This is a genomic window from Leptotrichia sp. oral taxon 221 (genome assembly GCF_018128245.1).
Taxonomy (GTDB): Bacteria; Fusobacteriota; Fusobacteriia; order Fusobacteriales; family Leptotrichiaceae; genus JABCPH02.
Genome location: NZ_CP072378.1, coordinates 1,255,778 through 1,270,774, shown reverse-complemented (window position 1 = coordinate 1,270,774; position 14,997 = coordinate 1,255,778). Strand labels below are relative to the sequence as shown.

Annotated in this window: 18 protein-coding genes; all 18 read left to right on the top strand. The window is 29.5% G+C overall.

Annotated features, from left to right (window positions below; all coding sequences use genetic code 11):
* Window positions 1-27 precede the first annotated feature (27 nt).
* The 18 genes from J4863_RS05645 to J4863_RS05560 all read left to right on the top strand — a co-directional run bounded on the left by J4863_RS05645 (window position 28) and on the right by J4863_RS05560 (window position 14,939).
* Window positions 28-543 carry a dihydrofolate reductase gene (locus J4863_RS05645; RefSeq protein ID WP_211617825.1) on the top strand — a complete coding sequence of 172 codons (516 nt, stop codon included), beginning with the start codon at window positions 28-30 and terminating at the stop codon, window positions 541-543.
* Window positions 473-1,111: a TetR/AcrR family transcriptional regulator gene (locus J4863_RS05640; RefSeq protein ID WP_249111477.1), complete on the top strand. Its 639-nt coding sequence runs from the start codon at window positions 473-475 to the stop codon at window positions 1,109-1,111. The genes J4863_RS05645 and J4863_RS05640 overlap by 71 nt, the downstream gene beginning before the upstream one ends.
* Before the next feature lie 104 nt (window positions 1,112-1,215).
* Entirely contained in the window at window positions 1,216-1,890 is a 675-nt protein-coding gene (locus J4863_RS05635; RefSeq protein ID WP_211617824.1) for a lysophospholipid acyltransferase family protein, read from the top strand.
* Window positions 1,891-1,905: 15 nt separating this feature from the next.
* Window positions 1,906-3,807, top strand: a complete 1,902-nt coding sequence (metG, locus tag J4863_RS05630; RefSeq protein ID WP_211617823.1) for a methionine--tRNA ligase — start codon at window positions 1,906-1,908, stop codon at window positions 3,805-3,807.
* 37 nt (window positions 3,808-3,844) lie between these two features.
* Entirely contained in the window at window positions 3,845-5,236 is a 1,392-nt protein-coding gene (locus J4863_RS05625) for a sel1 repeat family protein (RefSeq protein WP_211617822.1), read from the top strand.
* 29 nt (window positions 5,237-5,265) lie between these two features.
* Complete coding sequence (locus J4863_RS05620; RefSeq protein ID WP_211617821.1) at window positions 5,266-5,757, top strand: TlpA disulfide reductase family protein; 492 nt, start codon at window positions 5,266-5,268, stop codon at window positions 5,755-5,757.
* 88 nt (window positions 5,758-5,845) lie between these two features.
* A complete protein-coding gene (locus J4863_RS05615; protein ID WP_211617820.1) occupies window positions 5,846-6,328 on the top strand; it encodes a TlpA disulfide reductase family protein in 483 nt (160 codons plus the stop codon).
* 12 nt (window positions 6,329-6,340) lie between these two features.
* Window positions 6,341-7,165 carry a Cof-type HAD-IIB family hydrolase gene (locus J4863_RS05610; protein ID WP_211617819.1) on the top strand — a complete coding sequence of 275 codons (825 nt, stop codon included), beginning with the start codon at window positions 6,341-6,343 and terminating at the stop codon, window positions 7,163-7,165.
* 22 nt (window positions 7,166-7,187) lie between these two features.
* A complete protein-coding gene (locus J4863_RS05605; RefSeq protein ID WP_211617818.1) occupies window positions 7,188-8,408 on the top strand; it encodes an HlyD family secretion protein in 1,221 nt (406 codons plus the stop codon).
* A gap of 155 nt (window positions 8,409-8,563) precedes the next feature.
* Window positions 8,564-9,025: a CopY/TcrY family copper transport repressor gene (locus J4863_RS05600; RefSeq protein ID WP_211617817.1), complete on the top strand. Its 462-nt coding sequence runs from the start codon at window positions 8,564-8,566 to the stop codon at window positions 9,023-9,025.
* A 69-nt stretch (window positions 9,026-9,094) separates the two neighbouring features.
* Window positions 9,095-11,335 carry a cation-translocating P-type ATPase gene (locus J4863_RS05595; RefSeq protein ID WP_211617816.1) on the top strand — a complete coding sequence of 747 codons (2,241 nt, stop codon included), beginning with the start codon at window positions 9,095-9,097 and terminating at the stop codon, window positions 11,333-11,335.
* A gap of 96 nt (window positions 11,336-11,431) precedes the next feature.
* Entirely contained in the window at window positions 11,432-11,983 is a 552-nt protein-coding gene (gene hpt, locus J4863_RS05590) for a hypoxanthine phosphoribosyltransferase (protein WP_211617815.1), read from the top strand.
* Between the two features lie 96 nt (window positions 11,984-12,079).
* The gene (gene rsmA / locus J4863_RS05585) at window positions 12,080-12,916 is read left to right on the top strand and encodes a 16S rRNA (adenine(1518)-N(6)/adenine(1519)-N(6))-dimethyltransferase RsmA (RefSeq protein ID WP_211617814.1); all 837 of its coding nucleotides are present in this window, start codon (window positions 12,080-12,082) and stop codon (window positions 12,914-12,916) included.
* 96 nt (window positions 12,917-13,012) lie between these two features.
* Window positions 13,013-13,252: a DUF4911 domain-containing protein gene (locus J4863_RS05580; protein ID WP_211617813.1), complete on the top strand. Its 240-nt coding sequence runs from the start codon at window positions 13,013-13,015 to the stop codon at window positions 13,250-13,252.
* Window positions 13,253-13,294: 42 nt separating this feature from the next.
* The gene (locus J4863_RS05575) at window positions 13,295-13,537 is read left to right on the top strand and encodes a KH domain-containing protein (protein WP_211617812.1); all 243 of its coding nucleotides are present in this window, start codon (window positions 13,295-13,297) and stop codon (window positions 13,535-13,537) included.
* Window positions 13,538-13,559: 22 nt separating this feature from the next.
* Entirely contained in the window at window positions 13,560-13,967 is a 408-nt protein-coding gene (locus J4863_RS05570) for a thioesterase family protein (RefSeq protein WP_211617811.1), read from the top strand.
* A gap of 110 nt (window positions 13,968-14,077) precedes the next feature.
* Window positions 14,078-14,521 (top strand): ribose 5-phosphate isomerase B, encoded by a 444-nt coding sequence (gene rpiB / locus J4863_RS05565; RefSeq protein WP_211617810.1) that lies wholly within the window; start codon window positions 14,078-14,080, stop codon window positions 14,519-14,521.
* A 76-nt stretch (window positions 14,522-14,597) separates the two neighbouring features.
* The gene (locus J4863_RS05560) at window positions 14,598-14,939 is read left to right on the top strand and encodes a histidine triad nucleotide-binding protein (RefSeq protein WP_211617809.1); all 342 of its coding nucleotides are present in this window, start codon (window positions 14,598-14,600) and stop codon (window positions 14,937-14,939) included.
* Window positions 14,940-14,997: the final 58 nt, after the last annotated feature.

Below are 14,997 nucleotides of genomic sequence, written 5' to 3'. Positions count from 1 at the left end.
AAAGTAAATGTCGGATAGGAAGAAAAAATGTTTAGTATAATAGTAGCGATTGGAAAAAATCGAGAAATTGGGAAAGAAAACAAATTATTGTGGCATATTCCAGAAGATTTGAAAAATTTTAGACGAATAACAAATGGAAAGACTGTTGTTATGGGAAGAAAAACTTTTGAAAGTATTGGAAGATTGTTGCCGAATAGAAAAAATATAATTTTATCAAGAGAAGTTTTAGAGTCAGATTTGAAAAAGTTGGAAAATGAAACTACAAAAGTGGAAGTATTTGATGATTTTCAAAAAATGATAGATAGTTTTAAAAATTCTAAAGAAGAAATTTTTATAATTGGAGGAGAACAGATTTATAAAATGGCTTTGAAAGAGGAAATTATTGATAAATTATATATTAGTTATGTTAATTTTTCTGATGATGAAGCAGATGCATATTTTCCTGTTATAGAAAATTGTGATTGGAAAATGAATGAAGAAAAAAAATATGATAATTGGAAGTTTTGTGTATATGAAAGAAAAAATAGAAAAGGAGCAGTGTAAATTTATGCCGAAAGTAAAATTTACAAAGGAAATCATAGTCGAAGCAGCCTATGAGTTAATGAAGATAGAAGGCTTTAATAATTTAAGTGTTAGAAAAATCGCTAAATATTTAAAGAGTTCAACGGCACCAATATATTTTAATTTTAATACAGTAGACGACTTAAAAGAAGAAATTATTATTTTATCAAAAGAAAAGTTGAAAAAATATCTTTATGGAAATTATTCTGAGCGAAAGTTACTAAATAGTGCAGTTGGTTTTGTAGCTTTTGCGAGGGAAGAAAGAGAGCTTTTTAGAGCGATTTTTCTTGATGGTGCAGAAAGATTTAAAGAACTTTACGATGAAACATTGAATACTTTATTAACAGAAGAAATTTTAATGGTAAGTTTTCCTAAACTAACTTTTCAAGAAGCAAAATTGTCAGTAAGAAGATTATGGTATTTTTTATTTGGATACGCTACATTGATTTGTACAAGTAGAGATAATGATTACAGAAATGACCAAACAAATGAAAAAATAGAAGAAAAAATATTAGAAATAACAAGTTATTTTAGAAAAATGTACGCATAAATAAATTCTGTGAAATTTTATTGTAAATTACTGAAAAATTGTAGTTCAAAATTGGAACGAATGTAATAGAATTTATTAAAATTAGATAATTTTTGGAGAAAAAAATGAATAAATATAAGTTTTTTGGAATATTTCTTCATTCTATTTATAGAATGTTGAGTTTTATGACAAGGCGAGAATATTATTATGCTGATGGTGTAGAGATGAATCAGCAAAATATAGTCGTGTTTTGGCATAGAAAGATATTTACTGTTTGTAATGCGACTAGAGTGATAAAAAAGAAGGCGTCAATAGTTAGTGCTTCGAAAGATGGTGAAATTTTGTCGGAACTTCTTGCGAGAGAGGGGAATGAGCTGATAAGAGGATCATCAAATAGAGATAATATCAAAAGTTTGAAGGAAGCTATGAGATATGCTAAAAAAGATTATACGATAGGAATTGCGATTGATGGACCGAAAGGGCCTATATTTGAACCAAAAGCAGGGGCAATTTTTATAGCTCAGAGGACTGGGGCACCAATATTGCCTGTAAGTTCGTACTCTAGTAGAAAATGGATATTTAAAAATATGTGGGATAAATTAGAGATTCCAAAACCATTTGCAAGATGTGTTCATTATGTTGCAGAACCTTTTTATCTTCCAAAGGAATTATCAATGGAAGAAGCCACAAAAATAGTGAAAGAAAAAATACATTCAGCTGGATACAAGGCTTTTGAGATTTATAATGAAAAATATAATAAAAAAAATAAAAAAATAGAATTTAATGAAGAAAATTTTTAAAAATAGGAGGAAAAAATGCCAAAATCATTTTATATAACAACACCAATTTATTACCCTAATGCGGCTCCACATGTTGGAACTGCTTATTCTACAATCGTTTGTGATGTAGTTGCAAGATATAAAAGATTGACTGGATATGATGTTAAATTTTTGACAGGAGTAGATGAGCACGGACAAAAAATTCAAGAGGCTGCAGATAAAAATGGCTATACACCACAACAATGGGTGGATAAAATGTCGTTGAATTTTACAACGTTATGGGAAAAATTAAATATTTCAAACACTGATTTTATGAGAACAACTCAAGAAAGACACATTAACAGTGTTAGAGAAATTGTAAAAAGAGTTAACGATAATGGTGATATTTACAAAGGTGAGTACTGGGGTAAATATTGCGTTTCAGAAGAAACTTTTGTTCCTGAAAATCAGTTGGTTGATGGAAAATATATGGGGAAAGAGGTTATCGATGTAAAAGAAGTTTCATATTTTTTCAAACTATCTAAATATGAAGATGCTTTGTTGAAATACATTGAGGAACATCCTGAATTTATTAAGCCAGAAGGTAAGAAAAATGAAGTTGTCGCATTTATAAAACAAGGGTTACAAGATTTGTCGATTTCTAGAACAACTTTTGATTGGGGAATACCGTTGGAATTAGAAGAAGGGCATGTAATTTATGTTTGGTTTGATGCTTTAACTAATTACTTGACAGGAGCAGGATTTGCTAAGGATCCAGAGGAGTTTGCGAATGTTTGGACTAATGGAACAGTAAATCATGTGATTGGGAAAGATATTTTGAGATTCCATGCAATTATTTGGCCAGCGATGTTGATGTCTGCAGGAATAAAATTGCCAGAAACTATTGCAGCACATGGATGGTGGACTGTAGAAGGTGAGAAAATGTCCAAATCACTTGGAAATGTAGTAAATCCAGCGGAAGAAGTTGAGAAATATGGATTGGATCCATTTAGATATTATTTGATGAGAGAAGCTACATACGGACAAGATGCTGATTATTCAAAACGAGCAATGGTTCAAAGAATTAATTCAGATTTAGCAAATGATTTAGGGAACCTTTTAAATAGAACAATTGGAATGCAAAAGAAATATTTTGATTCAAAAGTTGTCTTGAATGAAGTGACGGATACATTTGATGCTGAGATAAAGGCATTATGGGAAGAAGTTTTAGTAAATATTGAAAAGAGAATGAATGAATATCAATTTTCTGAAGCATTGAAGGAAATTTGGAAATTTATTTCTAGAATGAATAAATATATTGATGAGTGTGAACCTTGGAAATTAGCTAAAGATGAAGATTCTAAAGATAGATTGTCGACAGTGATGTATAATTTGGTGGAAGGATTATATAAAATAGCAGCTTTAATTTCGCCATTTATGCCAGATACAGCTCAAAAAATGTTGAATCAATTAGGGCTTGAAGTGGATGCTGAGAAAATGAAATTAGAAGATGTTAAGGCTTGGGGAGCGTATCCAGTTGGAGGAAAATTAAATGCAGCTGAACCAATTTTCCCTAGAGTTGAATTCGAGGAAGAGCCTAAAAAAGAATACAATGAAAATTTAACTATCGAAAATCCTATAACAATTGATGATTTTTCAAAAGTTGAAATAAAAGTTGTTGAAATTATTAAGGCTAGTAAAATCGAAGGTGCTGATAAATTATTGAAATTTATTGTTAACACTGGAAAAGAGAAGAGACAAATTGTTTCTGGAATTGCTAAATGGTATCCAAATGAACAAGAATTAGTTGGGAAGAAAGTAATGGCAGTATTGAATTTAGAACCAGTTACATTGCGTGGAGAATTGTCACAAGGAATGTTGTTGACAACAACTGAAAAGAAAAAAACGAAATTAGTTATAATTGATAATGAAGTAAAATTAGGAACAACAATAAGATAAATACATCAAAATAGAATAAAGATAGGAATGAGAAAGTATGAAAAAAATATTCTGTTTTTTATTTATTCCTTTTATGTTGTTTTCATGTTCAAAGAGTGCTAGAGGTTACGATGAACTTGAAAAATCATTAATGGGAATATTATTAAAAAAAGATGAAAATAGTGTAGTAAAACAATTGGAAAAAACAGCTGATTTAGGAAATGAAGATGTATTTGGACTGGCGTATGCGTATTTAGGTGAAACAGGAGAAGATTTTTGGAATAGATATCTGAAAAAAAGTAAGGGAATAGCGGAATTTTACAAAGCCTCTTACTTGCAAAAGCAAAATCCTAATGATGACCAAATTATTCCTTTGTTGGAAAGTTCTGCTAAACAAGGGTTTGTTAGATCGTATTTTACGTTAGGAAGAATTTATGAGGATAAATTTGAGTTTGAGAAGGCACAAGAGTACTTGAAAAAAGGAAAAGATGCTGGAGATATGTATGCGACTTATTCTTATGAGTATAACAAAAAGTTTTCTAATGAGTACAAAAAAATGGAAAATTTAGACAAAAAATTAAAGGATGGTTCAATTTCAAAGGATGAGAAAAAAGAGCTTGGAACTTTAGTTTTAGAAGTAATGTCAGATTATGAAAAAGCTTATGATATATTGAAAGAATTTATTTCAGAAGGATTTTCACCGGCTTTATATGCAAAAGGAAAAATTCTTGAAAGTGAAGATAAAGAAGATGAAGCAGTTCAATTATATAATCAGTCTTTTGAAAAGGATAAATATTATTTGTCTGCCTTTGAGTTGGCTTCAAAATTAGTAAATAGAAGTAAAGACAACTATCAATTGGCATTGCAAGTATTAGATGCTGCAAAATCTGATAAATCAGTGGTTTTAGGATATCAAGGATTTATATATGAAAATATGAAAGATTATGATAAAGCTGAGGATTATTACCAAAAAGCTATTCAAAAAGGTGATGTAGATGTTATGAATTATTTGGGAAGACTTTATGAAACTAAGAATGAGTTGAAGAAGGCTAAAAATATTTATAACAAGGCGTATCAGTTAGGATCAATTCCAGCTGGGTATAGATTGGCATATGTGTTGGAAGAGATTGAAGCTGAAAAAACTAAATCTAAAGTTAAGGACAATGTTAGAAAAAGTAAGGAAGCTAAACAAATTTTAGAAAAACTTTCTGAAAATGGTGATGATTATTCAACTGTAGATTTGAGTTTGTATTATCCTGAAAAAGATAAAAATATAAGAATATTGAATTTAAAAGCGGCAGCGAAGTTGAATTCTACAGCATTTTATAATTTAGGAGTGTATTATTACACAAGAAATGATAAAAATAAATCAAAAGTGTATTTTAGAATAGCAAAAGATAATGGTTATGATATTGGACCAGTTTTTGAAAAATTCATTGAAGGAAAATAAATATTAGAACAAAAAATTTAGGAGGAAAAATGAAAAAAATAGTATTTTTAATTTCTATGGTTGCATTATTTTTGATAGGATGTGAAAAAGAATTTTATGTAGATCAAAATCCGGGAGCAAAAGTATCGGCATTTAATTTAGAAAATTTTGATGGGAAAAAAGTTAGTAGTAAAAAATTGATGGACAATGGTAAAAAGACTTTATTTGTGGTAGCGGCAGAATGGTGTCCGCATTGTAAAGTAGAGTTGCCAGAAGTGCAAAAATTTTATGATAAATACAAAGATAAAGTAAATGTAGTAGTTGTATTTACTAATTCAAACACTGATTTAGGTAAAACAAAAGATTATGTTAAAACAAATGAATATACATTCCCTGTATTTTATGACAAAGATGGAAGCATTTTAAGAGGATTTGCTGTTCAAGGGTTCCCTTATAATGTAGTAATTTCGAATAATAAAATTGAAAAATTCTTAGAAGTTCCAGTTGATTTTGATTCATTAGTTCAAGATTTAGGGAAATAATATATTATGAGTGGACAAAAACGATGATTTGTGGTTTGTCCACTTTCTACTTGTAAAAATGTATTTGAAGATGAGAGGAGAATAAAATATGAAAAAGATAGTATTATTTTTATCAATGTTATTGTTGTTTAATATAAGTTTTGGAAATGAATTTCATATTGAGAAAAAATTGAATGTTGATATGCCAACTTTTATTTTGAAAGATTTAGATGGAAAAACTACTGAGAGTAAAAATATATTTAAAAATGGTAAAAAAACATTGTTTATATTAGCAGCAGAATGGTGTCCGCATTGTAGAGCTGAATTACCAGAAGTGCAAAAGTTTTATGAAAAATATAAAGATAAAGTAAATGTAGTAGTTGTGTTTCTTGGAAGTAGTAGTTTAGAAGAAGTTAAAGGGTACGTTTCAAATAGTGAATTTACTTTTCCTGTGTACTATGATGATGATAACAGTATTTTAGAAGGATTTGATATTCAAAGTGTACCGTTTAATTTTAAAATCTCAAATAATAAAATTGAGGGAATTTTAGAATTGCCAGTAAATTATGATAGCTTGGTAAAGAGTTTTTAGGAAGGAGAAGAAATGATAAAGTTATTAGCGATAGATATGGATGGAACATTGTTAAATGAAGAAAAACATATTGATACTCCACAAAAGGAAGCTGTTCAAAAAACAATTGAAGCTGGAATTAAAGTGGTTCTTTGTACAGGTAGACCTTTATTTGGGGTATTACCAGTGTATGGGGAGCTTGAATTAGAGAAATACAATTTGGATGAATATGTGATTTTGAATAATGGGTGTTCGCTTCGTAAAACGACTAATTGGGAATTGTTGGATAACAAGGAAATAACGAAAGAAGATGTTATTTATTTGGATAAATTGAGAAAAGGATATAATTTGGATTTGACGGTTTCGAATGATAATGACTACTTTGTGGTTGGTGATAAGGCGAATAAATATACAATTGAAGATGGGAAATTGGTGTATGTAGATATAAAACCAATTTCTTTAGAGGAAGCTACTAGTGGAAAACATACATTTTTTAAATCAATGTATTTAGGTGAGGAAGAAGAAATTCAAAGATTTAAGAATGATAATGAAAATTTATTGAAAGATAAATATGATGCAGTATTAAGTCAAATTCATATATTTGAAATGTTGCCGTTTGGAACAAATAAAGCTGCTGCTCTTAAAGAATTAGCTGAAAAATTGGGTATTGAGAGAGAAGAGATAATGACCATAGGAGATGGAAACAATGATGTTGAAATGCTAGAATTTGCAGGGATTGGAGTTGCGATGGGAAATGGTACAGAATCTGCGAAAAAGGCAGCAAATTATGTGACTGATACGAATGAAAATCATGGAGTTGCTAAAGCAATAGAAAAATATATTTTGAGTAAAAATTAATAAAATGAAGGGAGAAAATTAAGTGTCAGAAGATTCAAAAAAAGAAATAGAAAAAGTGGAAAAACTAGAAAATAATGTAGTTGAGACAGTGAAGGATAAAGTTGGAGAAAGATCAGAAACATTAGGAATAAAACTTGGAGATGATAATAAAAATAGAGAAGAAAGAGTTTGGGATTTTAAAAAGATAATTCCAGCGGGAGTTATTTTGGTTGTAGCTATTGCAGGAGTAGCTTATTATCAATTGGTTGGACAATATAATATAAAAGCAGATAGTGCTTATGTAAATGCTCAACAAGCGGAAATTTTGCCTCAAATAAATGGAACTGTTAGAGAATTAGTTGCTGGGAATTCGAAAGAAGTAAATCAAGGAGATTTGTTGATAGTTTTAGATGATACAAGTGCAAAATTAGATTTACAAAATGCTGAAGCTGGAGTTGCTCAAGCAGTAAAAAGTTATTATGCTTTAGTAGCTCAAAGTAATGCTTTGGATCAAGAAATTGAAACTAGACAGGCTGCTGTAAATAGATTAGCAAGTGTGTATGAGAATGCGAAAAAATCAGGAGATGAAGATAAAATATCATCAGCTCAAGATGCTTACGAATCAGCACAATCAGAGTTAAAAGTAAGTATGGCAAATGCAATTACACCAAAATCACAATTGACAAACTCATTGGAAGAATATCCTGCGTTTCAACAAGCTGTGAGCAAATTTAAAATAGCTTACACAAACCTAGCTAGAACGAGAATGTATTCACCAATCACTGGGAAAACTTCGTATAAAAATTTAAGTGTTGGTCAAAAAATACAAGAAAATCAACCAGCATTAACTGTTGCAAACTTGAAAAATATGTGGGTAGATGCTAATGTAAAAGAATCTAAATTGAAAAATATTAAAATTGGAAATGAAGTTACGTTAGTAAGTTCTGTGAATGGTAAAACATACGAAGGAAATATTATTGACATTGCACCAGTTGTTGTGACAAAAGGAAATAAAAAAGATAATAGAAGCAAAACAGTGTCTATTAAAATTGCGATTTCTAAGAGAAGTTTAGCGAGAAATGGAGAATTGCCAATAGGAAGTTCAATGGCAGTTAATATAAAAACAAAAGCTGATAAAAACTCGGCTAAGAAAGAAAAAGCAACTTTAAAATTAGAAAATGTAACGAATACTTATGAAATTAATGATACTATCATTAATCAAGAAATTGCAAAAATTGTTGAAAAATATCAACCTAAAAACTAATTTGTAATATGCTATGATTATTATTTGCATGGAATAAATATGTAAATAATGATTATAGCATTTTTTTTTGAAAAAAATGCTTGACAAAAAACGATTACTATTGTAAACTATTTGTATAAATGATTACAAATGTAAACATCAAAGGAGAGAAAAACATGGGAGAGGAAAATTCAAAAGATTGTCATATTACTAATGCTGAATGGCAAATTATGAAAGTAGTTTGGGCAAATCGAGAAGTTACGAGTAAATTTGTAGCGGAAGTTCTTTGTGAGAAAATGGAGTGGAAGAAAGCGACGATAAAAACGCTTTTGAATAGATTGTTGGAGAAGAAAGTTTTGAAAAAGAGGGAAGAAGGGAATAAATATGTGTATTTTACAGAATATTCGCAAGAGGAACTTTCTAAAAAGGCGTTAATGGAAGTGTTTGGGAAGATTTGTCGGACAAAATCGGGGGAATTGATTGTGAAAGCGATTGAGGAGAATGAATTGAGTTTTTCAGATTTAAATTTGATTGAGAAGGCAATTGAGGTGAAAAAGAAATTTGCGGTGGAAAAGGTTAAGTGTGATTGTCTGCCAGGGCAGTGTAATTGTGAGGAGCATGATCACTGTAGGGGTTAAAAAGAGGTAAAGAATTTTTGTAAAAATTAATTTTATAAATAAATAATTGAAATTGAAAAGGAGATATTTATGAAAAAAGAAAATTATACAGTTACAGGAATGAGTTGTGCAGCTTGTGCATTGGCAGTAGAAAAAGCTGTTAACAAAAAAGAAGGAATTGATGCGACAGTAAATTTGGCGACAGAAAAAATGAGCGTTAGTTTTGATGAGAGTAAATATGATTTTGATAAGATTAGAGAGATTGTTGAAAAAAGTGGATATGGATTATTGGAAAAGGTGTCTGAGGATGAAAAGGTTCAGATGTATCAAGATAAGATAAAAGAAATGAAAAATAAATTGATATTAGCGGTTATATTTTCAATACCATTATTGTATATTTCAATGGGACATCATATGCTAGGAGCGCCAGTTCCAAGTTTTTTGAATCATAAGGCACATCCAGTGAATTTTGCGTTGGCACAATTGGTGTTTGTTATTCCGATTATATATGCAGGAAGAGATTTTTTTATACATGGAATAAAAAATATATTTAGAAAAGCACCTAATATGGATTCGTTAATAGCGATGGGATCAGGAGCGGCATTGATTTATAGTATAATTTCTACTATTCGTGCAATAATTGATCCAGCTCATGCACATAAATATGCGATAGATTTACACTATGAATCAGCAGGAATTATTATAACATTGATTTCTTTAGGAAAATTATTAGAAGCTAGAACAAAAGGTCAAACTTCGTCTGCAATTAAAAAATTAATTGGATTACAACCAAAAAAGGCGAAAATTATTGAAAATGGTGTAGAAAAAGAAGTTTTGATTGAAAAATTGAAAGTTGGAGATATTGTTGTGGCAAAACCAGGTGAGAAGATTGCAGTTGATGGAGTTGTAGTAGAAGGATCAACTTCTGTAGATGAATCTATGCTTACTGGAGAAAGTTTGCCTGTTACAAAAAATGTTGGAGATAAAGTTGTAGGTGGAAGTATTAATAAAAATGGAAGTATTCGATTTGAAGCTACTGAAATTGGGAAAAATACGATGTTATCGCAAATTATAAAATTGGTGGAAGAGGCACAAGGATCGAAAGCGCCTATTTCTAGAATGGCTGATACTGTTGCGAAATATTTTGTACCAATAGTAATGGGAATTGCTTTGATTACAGGAATTTCTTGGTATATTTCAGGTTCAGGATTAGTTTCGGCATTGTCGTTTTTTATATCAGTTTTAGTTATTGCGTGTCCATGTGCATTAGGTCTTGCAACACCAACTTCAATAATGGTTGGAACTGGAAAAGGTGCTGAAAATGGAATACTTATTAAAAGTGGTGAGGCATTGGAAACTACTTACAAAATAAAAACAGTTGTGTTTGATAAAACTGGGACAATTACTGTTGGAAAACCAGTTTTGACAGATTTTAAAGTTTATGGAAATCATGCTGAAAATGAATTATTGCAATTGGCAGCTAGTGTGGAAAATCATTCGGAACATCCGTTGGCTGAGGCGATTGTAAAAGGTGCAAAAGATAAAAATATTGAATTGAAAAAATATGATAAATTTAGAGCGTTGCCTGGTTATGGAATTAGAGCGACAATTGATGGAAAAGAAATTCAAATTGGGAATAAAAAATTGATGGATAATAAGAAAATTGATATCACAATTTCTGATAAAGATTATGATGTGTTGTCAAATCAAGGAAAAACACCAATGTATATGTCAATTGATAATGAGTTAGTTGGATTAATAGCAGTTGCAGATGTGATAAAACCTACAAGTAAAGAGGCTATTGATAAGTTACATAAATTAGGTGTTAAAGCGATTATGCTTACTGGTGATAATCAAAAAACAGCAGAATATATTGCAAAACAAGTTGGAATTAATACAGTTGTTTCGGAAGTGTTGCCGTATCAAAAATCAGAAGAAGTGAAAAAACTACAAGAAAAAGATGAGTTTGTAGCGATGGTTGGAGATGGAATTAATGATTCGCCAGCGTTAGCACAAGCAAATGTTGGAATTGCGATTGGAAGTGGAACTGATGTTGCGATAGAATCGGCAGATATTATTTTAATTAGAAATGACTTGAGAGATGTGGCTAATGCGATTGCATTGAGTAAGGCAACAATTACTAATATTAAAGAAAATCTATTTTGGGCATTTTTCTATAATGTTTTAGGAATACCAGTTGCAGCTGGAATTTTGTACGCATTTTTCAATGGTCCTAAATTGGATCCAATGATAGCAGCGTTTGCAATGTCATTTAGTTCAGTATCTGTATTATTGAATGCTTTGAGATTGAAATTATTTAAAGTAAAATAAGTTCATTAATGTTATTGAAGAAAATAACAAAAAATGTTATAATTTTAGCAACATAAAATAAATAACATAAAAAGATCAAGGAAATGGAGTACAAAAATGTCAAAAAAAGTAGATTTTGGGATAAAATCGCAATTAATAACTAAAGAGGAATTGGCGAGAAGAGTTAAAGAATTAGGAGAACAAATAACAAAGGATTTTAAAGATGAAAAAGAACCGCTTGTAGTTATTGGATTATTAAAAGGATCAGTAGTGTTTATGGCAGATTTGATTAGAGAGATTAGATTGCCATTGGAAATTGATTTTATCGAAGTTTCTAGTTATGAAGGAACTGAAACAACAAGAGAAGTTAAAATTTTAAAAGATTTGAGAACGACAATAAAAGGGAAAAATGTTTTGGTTGTAGAGGATATTATTGATTCAGGGTTTACATTGAAAAAAGTATTGAAATTATTTGGAAGCAGAGAGCCTAAGAAAGTGTCATTGTGTACTTTGTTGAATAAACCAGAAAGAAGAGAAGTTGAAGTAGATGTTCAATATATTGGTTTTGAAATACCAAATGAATTTGTAGTTGGGTATGGTCTTGATTATAACGAAAATTATAGAAATCTTGAATATATTGGGATTGCGAATCCAGAAGTATTTGAGTAAAATTATTAATTGATTGCAAAAGTAAGAAGGATTATAATTTTTCTTACTTTTGTGAGTTAAAAATTTTAATAGATAAAATAAAAAATAGGAGAAAAGTTGGCAAAAAGAAAAAGTAAAAAAGAAAATTCTGGAAATCATAAGCATGAAGCGAAGAAAAAATACGGACAAAATTTTTTAGAAGATACGGAATTATCGGATGAAATTTTAGATGTGACAGAAGTTAACGAAGAAACAGATGTAATTGAAATCGGGCCTGGATTAGGATTTTTGACAGAAAAATTGGTTGAAAGTGCGAAAAGTTTGATTGCGTTTGAAATTGATGATGATTTGATACCAGTTTTGATGAAAAAATTTGGAGATAAAGAGAATTTTACATTGATTCATAATGATTTTATGGAAATTGAGTTGGAAAAGTATCTATTAGGTAAAAAAGATATTAAAGTTGTTGCAAATATCCCTTATTACATAACTTCGCCTATTATTAATAAGTTGATTGAGCATAGAGATAAAATTTCTGAAATATATTTGATGGTTCAAAAAGAGGTAGCAGAGAGAATAGCTTCAAAGCCTCACAGTAAAAATATGAGTTTACTGACACATGCAGTTCAGTTTTATGCAGAAGCTGAATATTTATTTACTGTTCCAAAAGAAAAGTTTAATCCTGTTCCTAAGGTAGATTCAGCGTTTATTGGAATTAAGATTTTAAAAGATAAAAAATATGAAAATCAGATTACAGAAAAAGAATATTTTAAATATTTGAAGGAGGCTTTTTCGAATAAAAGGAAAAGTGTTGCAAATAATTTGATGAAATTGGGATTGAGTAAGGAAGAAATTGGAGAAGCATTGGAAAAATTAGGGAAAACAAAATTAGCTAGAACAGAAGAATTTTCAGTGCAAGAATTTATTGATTTTATTAAATTATTAAAACGGTAATTAGTTGAGATTTATTTATAAAAAATTTAGATAGGTTTCTTATAATAGGAAATTTTTGATATACTCAAAAAAGAGTACAGTTAGGAAGGGAAAAAATTGAAAAGTTGGGAATATATTATCCAAACCAAAAGAGAGAATATTGATTTTATAAATAAAATTGTGGAAGCGTATGACGGACTTGGAAATGTTAGGACTTTGGATAATAAAAATGGTCTTATAAAAATTATTACAAATTCATATTTACTCGAAGATATGGATAAAGTTTTGGAAAAATTACAAAAAAAAGGTATTGAGATAGAAATACAGGACAGACGAGAATGGCTGGGAGTATTGTAAATTGTAGGAAATTGAAAAATTTAAGAGAGAATTGGAGGGAAAATGAGTAGATATTTTGAAACAGTTAATTTTTGGGTTGAGAATTTATTGGATTCAACTGAAAATTATACGATTGAAAGCAATGAAAAAGGGAAATATGTAGATATTACAATAAATGTAGCTAAGGTAGATATGGGAAAAGTTATTGGGAAAAATGGAAGAATTATTACATCACTTAGAGTTTTGATTTCTTCATTGGCAAAAAAAGAAAAAAAAGTTGTAAAAATTGAAGTTAAAGAACAATAATTTAAGTAATTAAGGAATAATTATGAAAAAAACAAATTTGAAAAAGAAAAGTATTAAATTAAAAGTGTACTATTACGATACTGATAAAATGGGAGTTGTTTATCATTCAAATTATTTGAAATGGATGGAAATGGCACGAACAGAATATTTTCGGGATGTTTTTCCGTATAAATCAATGGAAGAATTAGGATTTATTTTACCAGTAAAAACGCTAAATATTGATTATATTGATTCGGCAAAATATGACGATGAAATTGAAGTATTTGCAAAAATAGAAGAAATTAATAATATAAAAATTAGATTTTCTTATGAGATGTATGATTCTAAAAATGTTTTGAAGGCAAAAGCTGAAACAGTGAATGTTTTTGTGGATAATGATGGAAATTTGAAAAGAATATCAGATGAATTATTGGAAAAATTGACAAAATAATTTTTTTGAAGTTGAGGATGTTAAAAAAAGAAAAATGTATTCGAAGGAAAGGAGAGAGGGATTTTATAATTTGATAAATTTATATTTGTAAATGAACTTGATTTTAGACTATGAAAATAATAATTGGAAATGATCATGCAGGAGTAGAATTTAAAAATACAATAATGAAACATTTGGAAGAACAAGGGCATGAAGTAGTGAATGTTGGGACTGATACATTGGATTCGGTGGATTATCCTGATATTGCAAAATCTGTTGCTGAAAAAGTTTTGGCAGAAGAAGGAAATTTAGGAATAATTATTTGTGGAACAGGAATTGGAATTTCGATAGCGGCAAATAAAGTTGAAGGAATTAGAGCAGCTTTGTGTCATAATGAATTTACAGCTAGAATGGCAAGACTTCATAATAATGCAAATATTGTTGCATTGGGAGCGAGAGTTATTGGAGATGAATTAGGAAAAGCAATTGTAGATACATTTATTACAACAGAATTTGAAGGTGGAAGACACGCAAGAAGAGTTGGAAAAATTGAAGATTGCGGTTGTGGATGTTAAGTAAATTTTATTAAATTTGAAAAATTGTAATTCATTTTATTTAGAATAAAAAAGAAATATAAAAGAGGTGATTGTTGTGTCAACAATATTTAAAAAAATAATAGATAAAGAAATACCAGCGAATATAGTTTATGAAGATGAGGATTTTTTAGCATTTAATGATATTAATCCTCAAGCTAAAGTTCATGTGTTGGTAATACCAAAAAAAGAAATTAGAAATTTGGATGCGGCGACAGAAGAAGATGCGTTGTTGCTTGGAAGATTACAATTGGTAATTGCTAAAATAGCTAGACAACTTGGAATTGCAGAAGAAGGATACAGAGTTATAACAAATATTAATGGAAATGGAGGACAAGAAGTGTTCCATATTCATTATCATATTTTAGGTGGAGAAAAATTACCAGTTACATTAAAATAAAAATTAATTGCTCAGACAGACTTATAATATTTAAACAAGAGAGAAATTTATAAATATT